Source organism: Ensifer sp. 1H6, from assembly GCF_001976035.1.
Taxonomy (GTDB): Bacteria; Pseudomonadota; Alphaproteobacteria; order Rhizobiales; family Rhizobiaceae; genus Ensifer; species Ensifer canadensis.
Window position 1 is genome coordinate 1 of sequence record NZ_MOAI01000009.1, and the last position, 19,923, is coordinate 19,923.

16 protein-coding genes and 2 pseudogenes are annotated in these 19,923 nt (G+C 61.9%); 8 read left to right on the forward strand and 10 right to left on the reverse strand.

The annotated features are described in order from the left end of the window. Together BKP54_RS12510 and BKP54_RS12515 are read left to right on the forward strand one after the other, a co-directional pair. Positions 1–387: pseudogene (locus BKP54_RS12510) on the forward strand (hypothetical protein); the annotation flags it as partial. Positions 388–509: 122 nt separating this feature from the next. After that, the gene (locus BKP54_RS12515; protein WP_084814483.1) at positions 510–995 is read left to right on the forward strand and encodes a pyridoxamine 5'-phosphate oxidase family protein; all 486 of its coding nucleotides are present in this window, start codon (positions 510–512) and stop codon (positions 993–995) included. Between the two features lie 87 nt (positions 996–1,082). Here the strand turns inward: BKP54_RS12515 and BKP54_RS12520 are convergent, their stop codons facing one another. The 4 genes from BKP54_RS12520 to BKP54_RS12535 form a co-directional block, all read right to left on the reverse strand. Further along, positions 1,083–1,445, reverse strand: coding sequence for a hypothetical protein (locus BKP54_RS12520; protein WP_057209982.1), 363 nt, complete (start codon positions 1,443–1,445; stop codon positions 1,083–1,085). Between the two features lie 161 nt (positions 1,446–1,606). Continuing rightward, positions 1,607–2,608 (reverse strand): Gfo/Idh/MocA family oxidoreductase, encoded by a 1,002-nt coding sequence (locus BKP54_RS12525; protein ID WP_084814484.1) that lies wholly within the window; start codon positions 2,606–2,608, stop codon positions 1,607–1,609. Positions 2,609–2,620: 12 nt separating this feature from the next. After that, on the reverse strand, positions 2,621–3,784 hold the full coding sequence (locus tag BKP54_RS12530; RefSeq protein WP_084814485.1) for an adenosylhomocysteinase: 1,164 nt from the start codon (positions 3,782–3,784) through the stop codon (positions 2,621–2,623). 72 nt (positions 3,785–3,856) lie between these two features. After that, positions 3,857–4,795: a LysR substrate-binding domain-containing protein gene (locus BKP54_RS12535; RefSeq protein WP_244497405.1), complete on the reverse strand. Its 939-nt coding sequence runs from the start codon at positions 4,793–4,795 to the stop codon at positions 3,857–3,859. Positions 4,796–5,168: 373 nt separating this feature from the next. Here BKP54_RS12535 and BKP54_RS12540 point away from each other — a divergent pair, with 373 nt between their 5' ends. The 5 genes from BKP54_RS12540 to BKP54_RS12560 all read left to right on the forward strand — a co-directional run bounded on the left by BKP54_RS12540 (position 5,169) and on the right by BKP54_RS12560 (position 11,347). Next, entirely contained in the window at positions 5,169–6,134 is a 966-nt protein-coding gene (locus BKP54_RS12540; protein ID WP_025429400.1) for a GGDEF domain-containing protein, read from the forward strand. A 225-nt stretch (positions 6,135–6,359) separates the two neighbouring features. Beyond that, entirely contained in the window at positions 6,360–6,671 is a 312-nt protein-coding gene (locus BKP54_RS12545) for a hypothetical protein (RefSeq protein ID WP_025429399.1), read from the forward strand. A gap of 637 nt (positions 6,672–7,308) precedes the next feature. Then, positions 7,309–7,830: a sigma-70 family RNA polymerase sigma factor gene (locus tag BKP54_RS12550; RefSeq protein ID WP_025429398.1), complete on the forward strand. Its 522-nt coding sequence runs from the start codon at positions 7,309–7,311 to the stop codon at positions 7,828–7,830. Between the two features lie 150 nt (positions 7,831–7,980). Then, positions 7,981–8,919 carry a FecR family protein gene (locus tag BKP54_RS12555; RefSeq protein WP_057209970.1) on the forward strand — a complete coding sequence of 313 codons (939 nt, stop codon included), beginning with the start codon at positions 7,981–7,983 and terminating at the stop codon, positions 8,917–8,919. Between the two features lie 184 nt (positions 8,920–9,103). Continuing rightward, positions 9,104–11,347: a TonB-dependent receptor gene (locus tag BKP54_RS12560; protein ID WP_081789011.1), complete on the forward strand. Its 2,244-nt coding sequence runs from the start codon at positions 9,104–9,106 to the stop codon at positions 11,345–11,347. Positions 11,348–11,552: 205 nt separating this feature from the next. Here BKP54_RS12560 and BKP54_RS12565 read toward each other — a convergent pair whose 3' ends face one another. From BKP54_RS12565 to BKP54_RS12575, 3 genes are all read right to left on the reverse strand, one after another. Further along, entirely contained in the window at positions 11,553–11,837 is a 285-nt protein-coding gene (locus BKP54_RS12565; protein WP_025429395.1) for a hypothetical protein, read from the reverse strand. A gap of 250 nt (positions 11,838–12,087) precedes the next feature. Then, positions 12,088–12,396, reverse strand: coding sequence for a putative quinol monooxygenase (locus BKP54_RS12570; RefSeq protein ID WP_025429394.1), 309 nt, complete (start codon positions 12,394–12,396; stop codon positions 12,088–12,090). Positions 12,397–12,624: 228 nt separating this feature from the next. Then, positions 12,625–13,638, reverse strand: a complete 1,014-nt coding sequence (locus BKP54_RS12575) for a zinc-binding alcohol dehydrogenase family protein (RefSeq protein WP_025429393.1) — start codon at positions 13,636–13,638, stop codon at positions 12,625–12,627. 100 nt (positions 13,639–13,738) lie between these two features. Here BKP54_RS12575 and BKP54_RS12580 point away from each other — a divergent pair, with 100 nt between their 5' ends. Then, positions 13,739–14,092, forward strand: a complete 354-nt coding sequence (locus BKP54_RS12580) for a winged helix-turn-helix transcriptional regulator (protein ID WP_084814486.1) — start codon at positions 13,739–13,741, stop codon at positions 14,090–14,092. Positions 14,093–14,148: 56 nt separating this feature from the next. On the opposite strand, the gene chrA is transcribed toward BKP54_RS12580, so the two are convergent. From chrA to BKP54_RS12595, 3 genes and pseudogenes are all read right to left on the reverse strand, one after another. Then, on the reverse strand, positions 14,149–15,555 hold the full coding sequence (chrA, locus tag BKP54_RS12585) for a chromate efflux transporter (RefSeq protein ID WP_025429391.1): 1,407 nt from the start codon (positions 15,553–15,555) through the stop codon (positions 14,149–14,151). Between the two features lies 1 nt (position 15,556). Further along, positions 15,557–16,378, reverse strand: a complete 822-nt coding sequence (locus tag BKP54_RS12590) for a sulfurtransferase/chromate resistance protein (RefSeq protein WP_025429390.1) — start codon at positions 16,376–16,378, stop codon at positions 15,557–15,559. Between the two features lie 311 nt (positions 16,379–16,689). Continuing rightward, a pseudogene (locus tag BKP54_RS12595) lies at positions 16,690–19,921 on the reverse strand (multidrug efflux RND transporter permease subunit). Between the last annotated feature and the right edge of the window lie 2 nt (positions 19,922–19,923).

Genomic DNA, 19,923 nt, shown 5'->3' on the forward strand with positions numbered 1-19,923 from the left:
GGCCTCGGGCTGATGGCGATCCCGGGCGTCGGCCCGGTGGTGGCGGCCGGTTGGCTGGCGGCAACAGCCGCGGGCGCGGCCGCCGGTGCCGTTGCCGGTGGTGCCGTGGGCGGCATTATCGGCGCGCTGACGGATTCCGGCGTGCCGGAAGAAGATGCCCATGTCTACGCCGAGGGCGTTCGCCGCGGCGGCACACTGGTTACTGCACGCGTCGCCGACAGCGATGTCGCCGAGGCCGAGGCGATCCTCACGCGCTCGAATTGGGTCGATGTCAACGCACGCCGCTCAGCCTACCGCGCGGAGGGCTGGAGCAGGTTCGATGAGAACCTCGATCCCTATAGCCCGACGCAGATCGAAGAGCAGCGCGCCCGATACGCCAACCGCTAAACCCGCGGATAGCATAGCAGACGCCGGCCGATCGGCCGGCGTCTGGTTTCGCGCCGTCTCACGAAGGCCATCCCAAAAAGGTGGGCAACGTCGGCGCGTCGAACCGTCAAGGAGATACGGCAGTGGCAACTCCCGAAGAACTCAAGAAGAAACTCTGGAAGACCTTGAAATCGGACATGACGGTCATGCTTGGCTTGTCCGAAAAAGAGCATGGGCACACGCGCCCGATGACGGCGAAGATCGAGGGCGAGCAGGGTCCGATCTGGTTCTTCACCGTCAGGAGTGCCGTCGTGGCCCAGAATGTCGCCGCGAACACACCGGCCATGTTTGCTTTTGCATCCAAGGATCATGAACTGTTCGCGACCGTTCACGGGCGCCTTCGCCTCGACAATGACCGCACTGTTATCGATCGGCTGTGGAACCAGTATATCGCCGCCTGGTACGAGGGTGGAAAGGACGACCCCGAACTGGCCCTGCTGCGTTTCGAGCCGAGCGAAGCGGAAATCTGGCTCAACGAGACCAGCCTGTTTGCCGGTATCAAGCTGCTCCTGGGCAGCGATCCGAAGGAAGAGTACAGGGAGAAAACCGCGAAAGTGGAGCTCTCCTAGACTGCCTGTCCAAAACAAAACACCTGCAACGGGCACATGCCCACTGCAGGTGTTTTCATGATAGCCGAGCGCATTCCGCCGAGAAGGTTACTTGGCTTCGGTCAGCGTTTCGGTGCCGCTGCCATCCTTGCCGGTGATCGTCCAGGTGCCATCAAGCGAACCGTCTCCGTTGACCTTGTAGACGACAAGGCCAAGGGCATCGCCGAGCACATAGGCTGCGGCGAAGGCATTGCCGTTGAGCATGCAGACGCCGGTCGATTTTACGCCGGCCGTGTCCCATTCGATGACGCAGGTGGTTTCGCTTGCAAGCGTGATTTCGGCCGTGCCGGAATAGCTGGAACCATCCAGGTTCGTGCCTTCGACGATGTATTTTCCGGCGTTGACGGTCTGGGCGTTTCCGGCCGCGGCCGCGGCGAGAAACAGCGCTGCGGTGAGCAACAATCTTTTCATAAGTCCCCCAAGGAAGCCGCGCGCCCCTCGCGCGGTTCGCAATTGTTACGCACAAACCATGACGTTTGAAACGGCGCGCCAGGTCCGCTCGCATTCATTTTTGGTGGGGTCGCGCGCCTTGTGGCTGGGTGCCTGAAAACAGGCTGTGGCGGGCGGGGATGCTACGCGCCGCTTGTCGATGACAGCCTTGCTTGGTCGTCCCAGGCGGAGAGCAAAGACATGATCTCGAGCGAATCGGTGAGTTGTGGTGCCGGACGCGGGGCATCCTTCAGTCCTGCCTTCAGGCAGTTCTCCACCAGTCGCACCTGATGGCCGAAGGCGTCATGGTCGGAAAGCACGACGATTTCTTCCGGAGCGCGGCCATATTCGCAAAGCTCGAGGCGATTTTCGCCAGCCACCGGCAGCCAAGGATTGGTTAGGAACCGCAGGGCGCCGCGCTCTCCATGGATGGAAAAGGCGAAGGACATGCCGAAGCTGTCGGTGGACTGAAGCGTGGCGAGAACGCCATTGTCGAAACGAACCGACAGGCTTGCGTCGCAGATATTGCCGTCGTGCGACGAGGCGTTTCCGAAGGCGCTGGTCGACCGGCTGGAAAAGGCATGCTGCCCGCATGCCGTCTGGATCACGTAGTGCAGCAGCGAGGCCGGGTAGCAGCCGAGATTGAAAATCGTCCCCTTGCCCATCGGGTTGACGAACTTCCAGATATCGGCGGCGTAGAGACCGGAAACCGAGCGGATCGCACCGAGCCCGGACTGCAGGATTTCGCCGGCCTTGGCCATCAACGGATGGCAGAGATACATCAAGCCTTCGAGAAAGAAGATACCGCGGTCACGCACGGCCTGCGCCAGGGCGTCGGCTTCGGCCATCGTCGTGGCCAGCGATTTCTCCGACAGGACGGCCTTGCCCTTTTCCGCGGCGCGGATCACCGCCTCATGATGCATGTTGTTGGGCAGACCGATATAGACGACATCGATATCAGGGTCGTCGAGCAGCGCGTCGTAGCCGGAATAGTGCTTTGCGATGCCGTGTCGCCCGGCAAAATCCGAGAGCCGCTGCGGATCGCGCCCGGCCACCGCTTCGATGCGGGACCCGTCGCTCGCAGAGATGGCCCCGGCCATCGTGTCGGAGATGAAGCTCGTTCCAAGGATTCCCCAGCGCAGCATCTGTCAGTTCCCTCAGCGGTGCAGTTCGAGATAGGCGGATGCCACCATGGCGTCGATGTCTCCGGGCACCGGCACGACACACATCGAGGCGTCAAGCGTGCGGCTCGCCACCCGCTCCAGGCAGCGGGCCTGGAGCGCAAAGCCGAGATCCATGGATTCGACCGAATTGCCAAGTGCCCTTGGTCCGGCAAGATTGGCCATGTGGCCTGCGCCGAGAATATGGATGCGCCGCCCATCGGCAAGGACGAGCGTCTCGATGCCCTCGTCGGCGTAGGTTTCCACCGCCACCACCGCGTCATCGGCGCGCATGCCGGCAACGTCGATCTCGTGCGGGAAGTGTCCGCCGTTGAGGAGGATCACGCCGTCCTTGAGGACCGCCAGATCGGACGTCCTCAAAATATCTGCGGAGCCCGTGACCGTGACGATGACGTCGGCCGAGCGTATGGCGTCATCGCGTCTCGGCGTCGAGAAACCGTCGAGATGGGCCTCGAGTGCTGCGACCGGGTCGACATCTACGACGCTGACCGCGCTGTAGGCACTGCGAAAGCAGGCGGCCGTGCCTTGGCCGCAGGCGCCATAGCCGAAAACCGTCACGCGCTTGCCATTGGTCGAGCGGTTGGTGAAGCGCATGTAGCTTTCGAACAGGCTCTGGCCGACCGCATGGCGGTTCTCGGCAAACTGCTTGATGGGGCTGTCGTTGATCACCAGCACCGGCAGGCCGATGGCACCGCGCATCGGCTCCAACCGGGTCCGACCGGAGGTTGTCTCCTCCGTGCCGCCGAGCAGCTTGCGATAGGGCCGCTCGGCCACGCGGGCGAAAAGGTCGCCCCCGTTGTCGAGCAGCAGGTCGGGTTGATGACCCATAAGGGCGTCGATGAAGCCGGAATGGGCAGTCGCATCGGTCGTCTGCCCACCGATGACGGTGATGCCCTGACGTTTCAGATAATCGACCGTCGCCGGCTGGGTGCTGTTCAGGTTGCCGGTCGCCACGAGCTGCGCGCCGCCGGCCCTGAGCGTCATCAGCAGCGCTATGGTCTTTGGCTCCAGATGGATTGCCGTTCCGATCGTCAGGCCCTTGAACGGGAGGGTTGTTTCAAACTCGGCAGCAATGGCGCGCAGAAGCGCGCAGCTTTGCCCGACCCACTCGATACGGGACGGATGGCTGGAGGTGGTCATGGTGAGGGTCCTGGCTGTCTGTCGATGGTGCCGGCAAAGATAGTCCGGGCAGCCTGTCCTATGGCAGAGACATTAAACTGCGGCGGAGGGCAGTTTTCCTTCCTGGCGCCGCCCCTCTGCGAGCAGCCAATTCCGCAGGGCAGCAATCGGCTTGCGGTCCCTGTCGGCAATGCGGCAGCAGAACCGATAGCCGGTCGGCCGGCTGACAAAACCAAACGGCGCTTCGAGCGCGCCGGAGGCAAGGTCCGTTTCGATCGATGCCGCCGGCGCGATGGTGACGCCAAGCCCGCTGCGGGCGGCACTGAGGGCCAGCGTCAGATCGTCCACCTCGATCCGTTTGCGGAAGCGGACCGGAGCATTGCCGCTTTCGCGAAACCAGTCGTCCCAGAGATAGGGCACCGTGCGGGCGACCAGTGCGGTCATGTCCGCGAGATCGGGCGGCGTAAGGCCGGGGGACGGTTGCCCGACGGTGAGCACCGGGCCAAACCGGTCGTCCATGAAGGCGGTCGCGGCTATATCGGGCAGCGGTCGGTATTCACCGCCAACGATCAGGGCATCGATTTCAGGCATGTCAGTCAGCGACTGGTTGACGGCAACCGGGATGATATCGACCTCAAGGCCCGAGACGGCGCTTTGCAGCGTTGCCAGGCGCGGCATAAGCCATGCCGAGGCCATCGGCATCGGCACGCCGAGCCGCAGCCGGACGGTGCTGCCGCTCGACGAGATCTCTTCCGCCGCACGCGAGACGATGGCGAAGGCGACACCGACGGCATCGGCGAGCCGCCCTCCGGCCGGATTGAGGGTCACGCGGCCACCGTCGCGATCGAGCAGGGCAAAGCCGAAATGCTCCTCGAGGCTTGCAAGCTGCTGGCGCACGGCACCGGGCACGACGCCGAGCTCGATTGCGGCTGCGCGCAGGCTGCCGCACCGGGCCAGCGCATCGAAGGCGCGCAGGGCGTTCAGCGGCGGCAACGGACGCTGGGATTTCAGGTTCAGGTCGTCTGTCTGCATCATACGCCTCGGCCAACGGCCCTTCTCGACCTCGTGCATAGCCTATCCGGAGACCGGCTGTCGAACATTGCGTTTGGGATGAACGAGCCGTCTGCTCAGCGGGTGCGCAGACAAGAGCGCCTATCCGCTCGGCAGCGAGAAGGCGTGCGTGCTTGTCCTATGTTGTTGTCACACTGATATGCCTATTTTCCGGGCATGGCTTGCGTTCCAGCTCGCATAGGGATGCGCTCCATGCTCGCTTAGGGGCGCTGGTGGATGTAGCTTAAAAAATTGAATATTTCGAAGGTTTTTTGCGACAGCATCACTTTGAGCCAAGTCTGTACCGCCTGCTCTTTCGTCTATGGGCCGAGGAGACAAGGGAAGAAGATAATGCATGGATGTCATCGTCATGAGCGTATCGCCTAGTCGTGCCGCCGCGGATGCACCTGTGAAGAACGAGGTGCGGTTTTCCCGCGATCAGCTCACTCTCATTCTTGCCGCCTTGCCCGACCCGGCGTTCATTCTGACGCGCAGCGGCCGTTATGCGGCCCTGTTCGGTGGGGCGGATCACCGCTACTATCACGATGGCAGCAGTCTTGTCGGTCAGAGTGTTTTTGATGTCCTTGCCCATGACAAGGCGCTGTGGTTCGCACTGGAAATCGAAAAGGCGCTCGGCTCCCGGGCATTGCACATCGTCGAATACAGCCTCGCCGGAAGCGACGTTAAGGGCCTTGAAGATGCTGGGCCCGATCATCCGATCTGGTTTGAAGGCCGGGTCCAGGCGCTCGATTTTCCTGTCGACGGCGAGGACGCCGTGGTCTGGGTTGCCAGCAATATCACCGAGAAGAATGCCATTGAGCATCAGTTGCGCCAACAAAGCGAAACCGATCCGCTGACCGGCCTCTACAATCGCCGAAAACTGCTCGACGTGCTTGCGATCGAGTTCGATCTGGCCACGCGCACCCGCCGTCCGACATGCCTGCTGATGTTCGACGTCGACAATTTCAAGGCAGTCAATGACGAACTGGGGCATTCCGTCGGCGACGAGCTGCTGGCGACGATTGCCACCGGCTGCCGGCGGGCACTGCGGTCTGACGACGTGCTGGCACGTCTCGGCGGCGACGAGTTCGTGGTGTTGATGCCGGCGACGACGCTCGACGAGGGCGAGCCGATCGCGGACAAGCTGCGCCAGCAAATCTCGCTTGAACTGCAGAACAGGCTGGAGCTTTTCTCTACGATCAGCGGCGGTCTCACCGAAATGTCCCGAAGGGATGCGACGATCGGCGATATTTTGCGACGGGCTGACGAGGGCCTTTATCAGTCCAAGCGCAACGGTCGAAATCAGATCACGGTCGTTTGACGCCATTGCGATCGGTGTCGCGCGATGTCGGTAAACTCGCCGGGAAAATGTGTCGTCGGTATCGCCCGTGTCCGTTCCCGCTCTTTTTACGCGCGCAACCTGTCTAGAGGGACTAAGGTTCCACCGTATGACGGATGTATGGCCGCCTTGATGCCCGTCTTGGTGCGTTGACCCGTGTCGTGCCTGCGTCGATCCTGTTGTTCTGAGTAAGAGTTGGGGGCAGCGATGTGTGAGGCGTGGCAGCGTTCGTTGATCGAAGAAGACGAGCTCGTCAAAAAGGCGGCGACAACCATACCAAGGCTGTTGGATCATCCCGGCATTACGCTCGACCAGCTATCCCGGTTGCACCTGAATATTGACGAGTGCGTCGAGCGAATGGATGTGCTGATCGAGACGCTTGAGGCGAACGGCATCGACCGATCCTGGATCCAGATGGCGACAACGATCAGAAACAGCTGGGAGATGCTTGCGGAAGACGCGGCAAAGAAGGGGCTCGTCGTCAGTGGCGATACCATGCGAAAGACAATGGGGGGCTAGCCGCCAATCCGTAGACGGCAATATGGCGGGGCCTGCAGCAAGCCCGTTGCCAAACACCCCGGCACTGGCCCACGCTTCGCGGCGATGATCCTTGAGGTCTTCGCACTGATTGTCGATTGATGCGTCGTGCGAAGCCGCAGCGTCCTGTTCGAACTGGCCGGACGCCAGCGAACAACCATCGGATTTCACGCGCTGCGGCCAATAATGACCTCCCGCCGAGATCAATCGTCACATGTCGTGCTCTGCACGTGACCGGCGCGCGTCTGGCTGGATGCGCGTTTCGCTTCACGTGGCGGCGCTGCGGCCATCAAAGACCAAGCTGCTGGGGCGGCTAAATTTTCATGCTACAGGATTGCCACAAACGCCAATGGCGCAAGGCTTTGACGATGCCATTGGTTTTTGCGATAGCCATCTCGCGTCTCTAAAACCGGCCGTCTGCAGGCCGTCCGTGGCGCCTGCCGCGCCCAACCGTAGTGGCGTGCACGATGGCGGCGATTGAGACACACCCTCGTTCTTCTCTGGGAAAAGTTCGCCGCTGACCGAATTTTAAACTTGACTATTATAGACATGTTTCCAATTTTACGCCCGTTCGCGCAAAGCAGTCGCCGCGGACGAACCCGCTCCCGGCCAGGATCCTATGACGACCGAGACCCAATCCGAAACGCGCGTCGATATCTTTATTGCCCATCGTCCGGCGCTCATCGCCTATGCGGTCCGCCTGCTAGGCTCGCGCGATGCTGCCGAAGATATCGTCCAGGATGCGTTTGTCCGGTTTCTGCCTTCCAGCACCCGGACGGTTTCAAAAGGCCAGCTCCTCGCCTATCTCTACCGCACGGTCAGGAACCTCTCGCTCGATGTGCTGAGGCGCCGGAAGGTGGCCGCGATCGGCCACCAGGACGATGTGCCGTTCTGGTCGGTTCCTGCCGACGTGCCGACGCCGGAACAATCGACCTTGCTGTGCGACGACGTTCGCCGGATTTCGCAGATGCTCTCGGAATTGCCTGTCGAGGCGCGGGTCGCCGTCGAGATGCACCGCTTCGGCGGCTACACGCTTGAAGAAGTGGCATCGCATCTGGGCATATCGACAGCCAGCGCCCATCGTTACGTCACGGCAGCGATGATGAAGATTGCCACGGCACTTCTGGTCAACGCGACTTAAAGTGGTCGCTCCCTGAGAAAAAAAAGCGCGTCATTCGTCTTTGTCAAAAGAGGGAATGTTCGGGTAGAAGTGCCTCGGAAGAGGCCCAGACCGGCGTAGGATATATTGACCCAGGATCAGGAAATCGCAGCCGCTACACTGGAAGAAGCCATGGACTGGTTTCTGCGGCTGAAGGGTGAGCCGAATTGTCCCGAGCTCACCGCCGACTTCCAGCGGTGGTTGCATCGCTCTGATGATCATCAGCGGGCCTGGCAATATGCGTTGAGGACCTGGCAGTTGATGGGAGAAGCGGCTCCGGCCCATGAACATCTGTGGGCAGGCGCGGCGCGCGCCAACGTCATTTCGATCACCAGGCGTCGTTGGCGCCGCCCGGTCATGAGCGCAGTCGCTGCCATTGCCGCGACCCTATTCCTCGTCCTTGCCGGCCCGTCGCTGCTGATCCGACTTCAGGCGGATCACATCACCGCCACCGGCCAGAATGCCAGAGTGACGCTGGAGGATGGAACGCTCATCGAGCTTGGCGGCGACAGTGCCATCAAGACGGAGATGACCGCCGCCGGGCGCCACGTCACGTTGCTTTCCGGTGAGGCGTTTTTCGATGTCGCGCATAATCCGGCGCGGCCCTTTACGGTGGAGGCCGGAGGCGTCACGGTTCTGGTCGTCGGTACCGCCTTCGACGTTCGGCTTGCGGGAGGGGAAACGACCGTCGAGCTGGAAAGAGGCGTCGTTCAGGTCTCGGTCGAGGACGCCAGGGAAACGTCGGACTTCAGGCTGCTTCCGGGCGAGATGGCTGTCGTGAATGCGAGCGACGGCGCGGTTACCCGCAACACCATCCAGCCCGATCAGGTCGCCGCCTGGCGCAGCGGCCGGATCTTCGTCAAGGATGCGTCCATCAGTGCGGTCGCCGAGCAGCTTCAACGTTACCACTCGGCGTGGATAGCGGTGCCGGACCGAAAGCTCGCGGGTCTTAAGGTCACCGGTCTGTATGATCTTCATGATCCGGACGGTGCGCTGAAGGCGCTGGTCGAACCCTATGGCGGCCGCGTCCGCACCTTTTCGACCTATGGTCGCGTCCTGACGCAATACTGAAAATCCTGACAATAAAATTCAATTTTTCTGAGAAAAGAAACTGAGGTCCTCGTCTTTGTTGAAAAGCGCTCGGCAACGGAGCGCAATTCAAGGAGATGAGACTACGATGTGCATATCGCAAGGCCGCAAGGGATCCCGTCGTTTGAATTGGGGCGACGACGGCGGGCGTCCGATGGGACGGCTGATGGCAACGACGGCAATGGCGATTTGCCTGGCCTCGTCGCTGAACTGGCCGAGCCCGGCATTTGCGCAGGATGCACTGGCACAAGTGAGTGCCGATCGCAACTTCAACGTGCCGGCACAACCGCTTGCCGACGCGCTCAACGTCTTTGGCCGGCAATCGGGCCTGCAGGTGACGCTTGCCGCTTCGGTGTCCCGTGGCGTCATGTCCAAGGCGGTCGTCGGTTCCTACGCGCCGGAGGAGGCGCTTGCACGGCTGCTTTCCGGCACGGGCATCGAGTATCGCATCTCCGGCGGGCGAACGGCCGTGATCGGGACAGGGACGGCCGGTGGCGGCGCGGCAGTGGCGCCGGCCGACGGCTCTACGGCGCTTGATCCGATTTCGGTATTCGGGGACGCCACCGGCGTCGGTGAAATCGTCATCAGCCAGAAGGAGCTCGAACTTCTCAACCCGGCGAATATCGCCGACGTCTTCCGCGGCGAGCCAGGGATCGAGGTTGGTAGCTCGCTGCCGATGTCGCAGAAGGTCTATGTTCACGGCATCGAGGAAAACAATCTCGCCGTTACCATGGATGGCGGCCGCCAGAACAACAAGGTCTTCCATCACAACGCAACCAACCTCATCGATCCGAGCCTGCTGAAGGCCGTGCGCGTCGATGCCGGCATCGCGCCTGCGGATGTAGGACCAGGCGCGCTCGGCGGCGCCATTGCCTATGAAACGAAGGATGCCCGCGACCTGCTCGACGGCGACGGCTATGGCGGCTTCGTCAGCTCCAACTACAACTTCAACAGCAAAACCTTCCAGACCGGAATCTCCGCCTACGGCATGCAGGAAGGGCTCGAATTTCTCGGCTACTTCAATTTTGCCAAGGGGGACGAGTTCAAATCCGGCAACGGCAGCATCGTCGAGGGAACGCGCACCGATCTCCTGAGCGGGCTCGGCAAGGTGGCATACGAGTTCGAGAGTGGTGATCGTTTCGAGATCAGCCATGAACGCGTCTACGACGACGCCCCGCGCCCGTTCCGCGCCAATACCGGCTTCATCTCGGGCCGCCCGCCGTGGGAACCGCGCGTGCGCGACTATACGCTCGACCGGCAGAACACGGTCTTCTCCTATACCGACAGCACGCCTGAGGATTGGTGGGATCCAACCGTGGTGTTGGCCTACAGCTCGACGCGGCTAGAGATCCCGATCTTTCCTCGCCCGGTGCCGCCAAGCACGATATCGGTCCCCTATCCCGGCGCCGGCGAAACCGGCAGCTTCAACGGCAAGTTCGAAAACAAGTTCAGCTTCGATCTCGGCAGCATCACCGCCGGCGTCGATTTCTACAACGACAAGGCCGAACTCGAAGATCGCTTCGATGCCTCGACCGAGCGCGCGCGAAATGTCGGCATCTATGCGCAGGCGCGGCTCGAACCCTGGGAACGCACCCGGCTTTCCTTCGGTGCGCGCGGCGACCAGCAATGGTTCACCGGCACCACAAATGAGAAGTGGGACAATGCCGGTTTCAGCGGCAACGTCTCCGGCGAATATGATCTGATCGAGGACCTGCTGACGGCCAAAGCCGGCTACTCCCACGTCTGGGCCGGCGTCCCGCTTGCCGAAAACTTCATCATGAACCCGAACTGGAACTATGGAACCGGCCCGGAGCCAATAACGGCCGACAATTATGCCTTCGGCCTTGTCGCCAAGCATGACGGTTTCACCGTGGAAGGCAGCCTCTTCCACACAGATATCGACGACGCACGCACAGCCAAATACGCGGTCGCAAGGGCCATCGAGAATCATGATGTGCGCTCGAAGGGCTTCGAGCTCGGTGCCGGATACGACTGGGGCGACGGTTACTTCAAGGTCAAATACGCCAATATCGATGTCTCGATCGACGGCAAGCCGGCCGACTCCGACACCGGTATCTATCTGGCGGCCCCGGCCGGTCAGTTCATCACGCTCCTGGCCGCGCACAGCTTCATCGATTGGGGTGTCACCATCGGCGGCGATGTCGAGATCGCACTCGACAATGACGATGTTGCCGCCGGCACCCCGCCTCTTGAGGGCTACAAGGTGTTCAACACCTTCGTCGAGTATCAGCCGCCGAGCCACAGCAATCTGACCCTGCGCGCCGAGATCAACAACATCTTCGACGAGACCTACTCAGAGCGCGCCACCTACGGTCAGGAATTCGGCACCGTCACGCCACTCTATGAACCCGGCCGCTCCTTCATCCTGAGTGCCAAGGCGACATTCTGAGACGACATCGAAGGAAGAGGCATCATCGATGCCTCTTCCACCTTGCCGGCGAGTTGCCCACCGCATGTTTCCTCAAATCGTATTCGATTTAAGGATAAAAACATGCAGCCATTCAAAGTGCTACAGCGACCTTTGCGCGTCTAATAAGACGCGCGGCGCTGTAGCCAGATGCCTATAGTTTTCGTGCTGAAATCTTGCTGTTACATTACAATTTACTGAAATCGATGCTCATTTCCGCCCAGGCATGCTCGAACTTCGATCTCGCGATCAGCCAGGGAGGCATCGCTCTGGAAGCCGTCAGCCGCGCCAACAGCCGACCCTCGGCATTCTCTACCGCGACGATGACGCCATGATAGTCATCCTCCTCAGCAATTTCGTCCGCCACCAGGCGGCCGTGTTCGACGGCCTGGCTATCGTTGGCAAGCAGGGTGCCGACTTTGTCGCGGCTGGTAACGCCTGCCAGGTGGATGTGAAAAAGATAGCGTTGCATGATCTTGCTCAAACCATACGGCGATTGACGACAAACACTCGCGCCGCTGCGGGTATGGTTGTAGTAACACGCCTCTTATCTGTTTGCGCGTGACCGACGCGTGACACGCCTTTGCGTGCAATTCGATCTCTGGCCGACGGGCAATCGCAGAGTGGTGATCGCCAGGGGAAAGCGGGCTACTGTCGAATGCGGAAACGCCCTGCGAACGGTTTGGTACGGCACATCGTCGAGGACGAAACTTCGATTTTTCTCAGGTAGAAACCTGGTTGAGGAACACCAACTGCAGAGGGCGGGCAAGCAGGTCATCCGCCGTCGCTGCGAATGCCAGGAAGTGCGGCGTCTGAAAGTGCGCGTCGAGGGCGGCTCCGTCTGTGAACGCTTCTCGCATGTAGAACGTGCCCGGCTCTTCCTGCATTTCGAACAGGACGTAGTCGAGGCAGCCGGGCTCGTTGCGGGTCGGCTCGATCAGGGCGAGCAGCCCGTCACGCAATGCGTCGCGTTTGCCGGGTTCTGCGGTCAGTATTGCCAAGGAAATCACCTTCTCGGCGGAATGTGTCATCATTGCAATCCTTGTGGATAGGGACGCCTGGCGGCGCGAGAGGCTCGGTTGGCGGGATGGCGTCGGGTCTGGAGCAGGCGGCAAGTACGGTCGTCGAGGCAGCCTCCTCCCCATGACCTCTTTTGATCTTTTTGCGCACACACGCCGGCCGTGGCCGCCCCGATGGGGCGGTTTCGCAGCAGGCATCATGCTTTTGCGAAAGAGGAAGGCGGCGCTTCGCCCGCTCGTCTAAAAACCGGAGAGCACGATCTTGCCCTTGGCCCTACCGGACTCGATTACCGCGTGCGCGCGCTTCAGGTTGGCCGCATTGATCGTCCCGAAATGCTCGTTGAGCGTGGACTTGATCTTGCCTGCGTCGACCAGATCCGACACTCTGTTCAAGAGGACATTCTGTTTCTCGATATCGGCGGTCGCAAACAGCGAGCGTGTGAACATCAGCTCCCAATGCAGCGAGATGCTTTTGCGCTTGAGTGGAAGCGCGTCGAGTTGCTTGGGGTCGTCGATCAGGCCGAAACGTCCCTGGGGCGCGATCAGCTCGACGATCTGATCAAGGTGATCGCCGGTATTGGTCGTCGAGAACACGAAGCCCGGCTGGCCAAGCCCGAGGGCTTCGATTTGTGCAGCAAGCGGCTGCCGGTGATCGACAACGTGATGGGCGCCGAGCGATTTTACCCATTCTACCGTTTCGGGGCGAGACGCAGTGGCGATGACAGTGAGGTCCGTCAGCGCTCGTGCGATCTGTATCGCGATCGAGCCGACGCCACCGGCGCCGCCGATGATGACGATCGCATTTGCAGCGCCTGCGACCGGGCGGGTGACGTCAAGACGATCGAACAGCATTTCCCATGCGGTGATCGAAGTCAGCGGCAGGGCGGCGGCGGCAGAAAAATCCACCGACCTCGGCTTTCTGCCAACGATACGCTCGTCGACCAGATGAAATTCGGCGTTGGTGCCGGAGCGGTTGATGGCGCCTGCATAGAAGACTTCGTCGCCCGGCTTGAAGAAGGACGCATTCGGCCCGACGGCGCTGACCACACCAGCGGCATCCCAGCCGAGCACCTTCCACTGTCCGGGTTCGGGCTTCACTCCGCGGCGGATCTTCGTGTCGACCGGATTGACCGAGATCGCCTTGACTTCGACGAGGATGTCCCGGCCCTCGGGTTCCGGGCGCTGCAGTTCGATATCGACCAGCGACGTTTCGGCTTCGATCGGTTGGGGGATTTGGTAGGCTACGGCTCGCATTGAATGCTCCATCGGTTGAACGTGGCCAAGATGCGCACTATGCTGCAAGATCGCAAGAACGCACATAAAAAGCCCATAGTGTCGAAAAGGATACCATTGGATGGGACGCACACGCCACGATCGTTTCGACTGCAGTCCGGGATGTGCCGTCGAAGCGACGCTCAGCCTGATCGACGGCAAGTGGAAGGGGGTCGTTCTCTACAACCTGATGTCGGGCACCATGCGCTTCAACGAAATCCGCCGGAAGCTGCCGAACGTTACCCAGCGCATGCTGACGAACCAGTTGCGCGAGCTGGAGGCCGACGGCCTGATCACGCGCAAGGTGTTCGCCCAGGTTCCGCCCAGGGTCGACTATGATCTCTCGGAACGTGGCCGCACGCTGGAGCCCGTCATCCTTGCGCTCAAGACCTGGGGGGACGCCAACATGCCGTCGACCGGGAGTGTTGCGGCCTGATTGCCGCAACGGGAGGGCCATACTCACAGGTTTCCACGGTGTCCCACGCCACGACCCTATGCAGTGACAAGCACCCACATCATGCCGGCGAGCGCCGAGGCCAGCAATGTCGCGATCACCGAGGTGTTGAAGCGGAAGATCGCCAGCGCCGCCGCAAGCGTCAGCAACAGTGACGGCAGCACTAGCGAGCTCAGGACAGGCACATCGAGCGCAAGGCTGCCGACGCTCCACGGGACGACCTGCGAAAACAACGTGTGAAGGCCGAACCAGACCGCAAGGTTGAGGATGACGCCGACGACCGCAGCAGTGATGGCCGACATGGCGCCGGTCAGCGCGACATTGCCCCTCAGCTTCTCGATGAAGGGCGCCCCGAGGAAAATCCAGAGGAAGCAGGGCACGAAGGTCACCCACGTCGTCAGCAGCGCGCCCAGCGTCGCTGCCGTCATCGGAGAAAGCGTGCCGGGGTCGCGATAGGCGCCCATGAAGCCGACGAACTGGACGACCATGATCAGGGGGCCAGGCGTTGTTTCCGCCATGCCGAGACCATCGAGCATCTCGCCTGGTTTGAGCCAGCCGTAATATTGCACGGCCTCCTGCGCGACATAGGCGAGCACAGCATAGGCACCCCCGAAGGTGACGACCGCCATCTTGCTGAAGAACCATCCGATTTCGGTGAAGACACTGTCCGGCCCGACGAGCGCAAACAGCAGCGCCAGTGGCGCGAGCCATAGGGCGAGAAACACCGCGGACACCTTCATCGACCAGGCGAGGTTGGGGCGGGCGTGGATCGGTGTTTGTTCACCCAGGGCCGAATCCTCGTCCTTGAGGATCGGCCCGGTTGTTTTGCCGTGGCCGCCGCCGATGCGAAAGAGCGGCGAGCCCAGGCGTCCGCCGATGTAGCCGGCAATGCCGGCCGTCAGGATGATCAGCGGGAATGGGACGCGGAAGAAGAAGATCGCGACAAAGGCTATCGCCGCGATACCGATCATCAGCCTGTTTTTCAGCGCCCGGCTGCCGATGCGGAAAACCGCCTGGACGACGACGGCAAGCACGGCCGCCTTCAACCCGAAGAACAGTCCTTCGATCACGCTGACATTGCCAAAGGCGGCATAGACGTAGCTCAAGGCCAGGATGGCAAGGAAGCCCGGAAGCACGAACAATATGCCGGCGATGAGGCCCCCGACGGTGCGATGCATCAGCCAGCCGATGTAGATTGCCAGCTGCTGCGCCTCCGGACCGGGCAACAGCATGCAGTAATTGAGCGCATGCAGGAAACGGTGCTCGCCGATCCAGCGTTTCTCGTCGACGAGGATGCGATGCATCACCGCGATCTGGCCCGCCGGGCCGCCGAAGCTCAGGGCCGCGATCCGAACCCAGACCCAGAACGCTTCCGCAAGCGAGATGCCGTGGCCATGGGGCGCCGACGCCTTGCTGGCGTCGGCGGTGTGAACGACATCGGTCATTTCATGCACCCTTTTTCGGCGTGGGCCAGTTGTGCGTTTCACCGGTCGCATCGCGGCACCAGCGGTAGAAGGCATCGTAGAGCAGCATGCCTGCCTGCAACTGCTCATGATCGTCTGCATACATGCGGGAGAGCCCGAGCGAAACCGCAAGCAGGCCGGCGGCCTCTGGAGCGAGATCGAGGCGCGAGGTGTCTGCGCCCCGCACGATGGTTGCCAGCTGCAACATCGGCTCCGTTGCCAATCCGAATTCTTCGACCATCACGTCGAAGGTGCAGAGGTCGCCCCGATGACTCCAACGGATCGGGGCGTCGATGTCAAAGGGCGTGGCGTCGAAGCGGTCCGCGACAGCTTCGACTTCGGCGGGTGCCACGAACAGGAAGACGGCGTTTGGATCGACGAAGCGCCGAATAAGCCAGGGGCAGGCGATGCGGTCGATCTTCGGGCGCGCGCGCGTGACCCAGAGCGTGTGTCGGTTCGTCTGACGTTTCGGCACAGCAGAGACGGGCACGGACGGATAGCCGGTTTCGACCCAGGCCTCAAAGCCGCCTTCCAGGACATCGGCCGGAATTCCCGCGTGCCGCAGCCAGGCGGCGACCCCGTGGCTCAGCTTCTTGCCGCGCTGGCAGATGATGACGGCGGATCGTCCCGCGAAGTCGTTGCCCCAGTTCTCAACGAGCCGGTAGTCGCGCCGGAGCGATCCGGGGATCAAGCGCGGATCGGCATCGAAATCCTCGCCGATCCTGACATCGATCAGCGCGGGACATTTGGGAGTACCAATGAGGCGGGCAAGTTTGTCCGGGGAAATTTCAAGAGGTGACGGCATAACGCGTCCTCCGTCTGAGCGGTTGAATGGACGCGATACTTCGGCTGTCGCCTCGTGGGGTGATCGCGACCCCATGGTGATATTTTTCCGCTGTTTCGCGCAGGCTGTCAAGCAGTTGTACGGTGCACCGGGGGGGATTGACGACCGCCGTGTCATCCGGCCGCGTGCAGGCGCCTTTATCTCAGCCTGTTGCTGAACCGGCCCTCCCTCTAGAGCATTTCCAGGAAAAGTGCGAAGCGGTTTTCCGTCAGGAAATGCGTAAAAACAAAGAGATATAGCGTTTCTACGACTCCGCTTAAACCGGAAACGCTCTAGGGACTGCCTTGCTCGATTGTGGCCGGGCGCGCTTGTTCGTCGTCCTCCGCGGAAACATGCTTGGCCTCGGTATCGCTCGTCGTTGCCGGTGCGTGCACCCCGCCTGTGGTCGAAAGACCGGCAAGCCGATGGCCGCGCTCGCGCAACGATTGAAACACGACATAGAGGGCAGGGATGATGAAGATCCCGATCAGCGAGGCCGCAAGCATGCCACCCGCGACCCCCGTGCCGACGGCCCGCCGGCTCAGCATGCCTGCCCCTTGCGCCGTGACCAGAGGGACGAGGCCGACGATGAAGGCGAAGCTCGTCATCATCACCGCGCGGAAGCGGGCGCGTGCGCCTTCGACCGCGGCCTCGACGATGCCAGCACCCTTCTCGCGATGGAATTTGGCGAATTCGACGATCAGGATCGCGTTCTTGGAGGCGAGTGCGATCAGCACGACGAGGCCGATCTGGGCGTAGATGTCGAACGACAAGCCCGCCACGAGAACCGAGACCAGGGCGCCCGCGACGCCGACGGCCACCGACAGCAACACAGGGACCGGGATCGTCCAGCTTTCGTAGAGCGCGACGAGGAACAGATAGGCAAACAGCACCGCAAGCGCGAGGATAGCCGTCGTCTGTCCCGCCGCTTCAAGCTCCTGCAAGGCTGTGCCGGTCCACTCGTAGCTGTAGCCCGCTGGCAGGGTCGTTGCCGACAGGGCTTCCATCGCGGCGAGCGCCTCGCCAGACGATACGCCAGGGGCGGGCTGCCCATTGAGCGTGATCGAGCGATAGTTGTTGTACCGCACGATCGACTGCGGGCCGATGACGTATTCGACGCGCGCGACCGAGGCGACCGGGACCATGCCACCGGACGCGTTGCGGACGTGCAGACGCGAGATGTCGTCGACCGAACTGCGGTCGGCTTCGGCCGCCTGCAGATTGACCTTCCAGCTTCGTCCGAAGAGGTTGAAGTCGTTGACGTAATAGGACCCGAGCGTTCCCTGCAGGGTGTTGAAAAGGTCGCTCACGGATACGCCGAGCGCCTGCAGGCGATCCCGATCGAGATCGAGATAGAGCTGCGGCGAGCTTGCGGAATAGGTGGTGAAGGTGGGGCCAAGCAGCGGATTTTGATTGGCGGCGACGATCAGGCCGCCGGCGGTTGCAGCGAGCTCTGCGGGCGGGCGGCCCTGCAGGTCGAGCAGCTGGTATTCGAAGCCCGACCCCGTGCCGAGGCCCATGATCGGCGGCAGGTTGAACGCGAAGATCTGCGCGCCGCGGACGGCCGTGCCCTTGGCCATGGTCGTTGCGATCGCCGCATCGACGGAACTGGCCGCGCTGGTCCGCTCGGCGAACGGCTTCATCGTGACGATGGCAAAGGCGCTGTTCGATTTGGCCAGGCCATCGAGGAAGCTGTAGCCGGTAACCGTAATGACGTCGGCGACACCATCGATGCCGCCGAGCATCTTTTCGACGTCGCGCACAACCGCATCCGTGCGGTTGTAGGACGCGCCCTCCGGCAGCCGTATTTCGGTGAAGTAGGCGCCCTGGTCTTCGCTTGGCAGAAAGCCGGTCGGCACGACACGGAAAAGCCAGCCGCTGGCGCCGATTGCGACGGCCAGGAGCAGGATGCCGAGGATCGCCCGACGGGCGATATGCCCGGCGACAAGGACATAGCCATCGCGGCCGTTATCGATCCGCCGCGAGAGCCAGCCGAGGACGCCGCGCTTCGGCCCGTGATGCGGCTTGAGCAGGATGGAGCAGAGTGCAGGGCTCAAGGTCAGCGCATTGATGGCGGAGATCACCATCGACACGGATACGGCCACGGCAAACTGCTGGAACAGTTGCCCGCTCAATCCCGGAATGAATGCGACGGGAACGAATACCGACAGCAAGACGAGCGTAATGGCAACGATCGCTCCGGTGATCTCGCCCATGGCGAGACGCGCCGCCTCGGGCGCTGCATGCCTGGGTTCTCCTCCATCACGCGCTCGATGTTCTCGACCACCACGATCGCGTCGTCGACGACGATGCCGATCGCCAGAACCATCGCCAACAGCGACACCGTGTTGAGCGAAAAGCCCATGGCAAGGATGATCGCGAAGGTGCCGATCAGCGCGACGGGCACGGCGACGAGCGGGATCAATGTCGCCCTGACATTGCCGAGGAACAGGAAGACGACAATGATGACGAGTACGAACGCTTCCAGCAGCGTATGCACAACATTCTCGACGCTCGCCTCGACGAACTGGGTCGTGTCGTAGGAGACGGAATAGGTCAGTCCCTCAGGAAACGACTGGGAAAGGCGCTCCATCGCCTGTTTGACGCCTTCGGCGGCCGCAAGCGCATTGGCTCCCGGTGCCTGGTAGGTGCCGATCATCGCAACCGGCTTGCCGTTGAAGCGGGCGCTCGAGTCGGAGCTCGCGGCACCCAGTTCGACTTTGGCAATATCGCGGATGCGCACGAAGGACCCGTCCGGCTCGGCCCTCAGGACCACGTTCTCGAACTGGGCGGGGTCGGTCAGACGTCCCTGGGTCTGCAGGTTGAGCTGAAACAGCGGATCGTCGGTCATCGGCTGCGCGCCGATCCGGCCGATTGCCGCCTGGACGTTCTGCGCCTTCAGCGCGTTGATCACATCGGTCGGCGTCAGACTGAGATTGGTCAGGCGGTCGATGTCCAGCACGATGCGCATGGCATAGTCTTTGGCGCCGAACAGCGAGGCATCCCCGACGCCCGGAACCCGCTTGACCGTGTCCATCAGGTTGATCGTGGCGTAGTTGGACAGAAACAGCGAATCGAAACTGTCGTCCTTGCCGTAGATGGTGATCACCTGCATCAGGGCAGATGATTTCTTGCGCACGCTGACGCCGGTCTGCTTGACCTCCGCCGGTAGCCCGGCCTCGGCAAGCGACACGCGGTTCTGCACGTTGACGGTGGCGATATCGGGGTCCGTGCCGACGGCAAATGTGACGGTGAGCGTGTAGGAACCGTCAGCGCCGCTCGTCGACTTCATGTAGAGCATGTCGTCGACGCCGACGATCTTGCTCTCGATCGGTTGGGCGACGGTGGTTTCGACCACCTCGGCGCGGCGCCGGGGTAGCTTGCGGTGACGCTCACCTGTGGCGGCACGATGTCGGGAAACTGCGCGATCGGCAGCCGGGTGAGCGCGATCAGGCCCGCCAGCGTGAGGACGATCGAGATGACGGCAGCAAAACGCGGGCGATCGATGAAGATTTCGGAGATCATGC

Coding starts and splice junctions, on each gene's coding strand:
- BKP54_RS12520 (WP_057209982.1), bottom strand. CDS start 1,445: ATGAAAAGATTGTTGCTCACCGCAGCGCTGTTTCTCGCCGCGGCCGCG.
- BKP54_RS12525 (WP_084814484.1), bottom strand. CDS start 2,608: ATGCTGCGCTGGGGAATCCTTGGAACGAGCTTCATCTCCGACACGATG.
- BKP54_RS12530 (WP_084814485.1), bottom strand. CDS start 3,784: ATGACCACCTCCAGCCATCCGTCCCGTATCGAGTGGGTCGGGCAAAGC.
- BKP54_RS12535 (WP_244497405.1), bottom strand. CDS start 4,795: ATGCAGACAGACGACCTGAACCTGAAATCCCAGCGTCCGTTGCCGCCG.
- BKP54_RS12540 (WP_025429400.1), top strand. CDS start 5,169: ATGGATGTCATCGTCATGAGCGTATCGCCTAGTCGTGCCGCCGCGGAT.
- BKP54_RS12545 (WP_025429399.1), top strand. CDS start 6,360: ATGTGTGAGGCGTGGCAGCGTTCGTTGATCGAAGAAGACGAGCTCGTC.
- BKP54_RS12550 (WP_025429398.1), top strand. CDS start 7,309: ATGACGACCGAGACCCAATCCGAAACGCGCGTCGATATCTTTATTGCC.
- BKP54_RS12555 (WP_057209970.1), top strand. CDS start 7,981: ATGGACTGGTTTCTGCGGCTGAAGGGTGAGCCGAATTGTCCCGAGCTC.
- BKP54_RS12560 (WP_081789011.1), top strand. CDS start 9,104: ATGGCAACGACGGCAATGGCGATTTGCCTGGCCTCGTCGCTGAACTGG.
- BKP54_RS12565 (WP_025429395.1), bottom strand. CDS start 11,837: ATGCAACGCTATCTTTTTCACATCCACCTGGCAGGCGTTACCAGCCGC.
- BKP54_RS12570 (WP_025429394.1), bottom strand. CDS start 12,396: ATGACACATTCCGCCGAGAAGGTGATTTCCTTGGCAATACTGACCGCA.
- BKP54_RS12575 (WP_025429393.1), bottom strand. CDS start 13,638: ATGCGAGCCGTAGCCTACCAAATCCCCCAACCGATCGAAGCCGAAACG.
- BKP54_RS12580 (WP_084814486.1), top strand. CDS start 13,739: ATGGGACGCACACGCCACGATCGTTTCGACTGCAGTCCGGGATGTGCC.
- chrA (WP_025429391.1), bottom strand. CDS start 15,555: ATGACCGATGTCGTTCACACCGCCGACGCCAGCAAGGCGTCGGCGCCC.
- BKP54_RS12590 (WP_025429390.1), bottom strand. CDS start 16,378: ATGCCGTCACCTCTTGAAATTTCCCCGGACAAACTTGCCCGCCTCATT.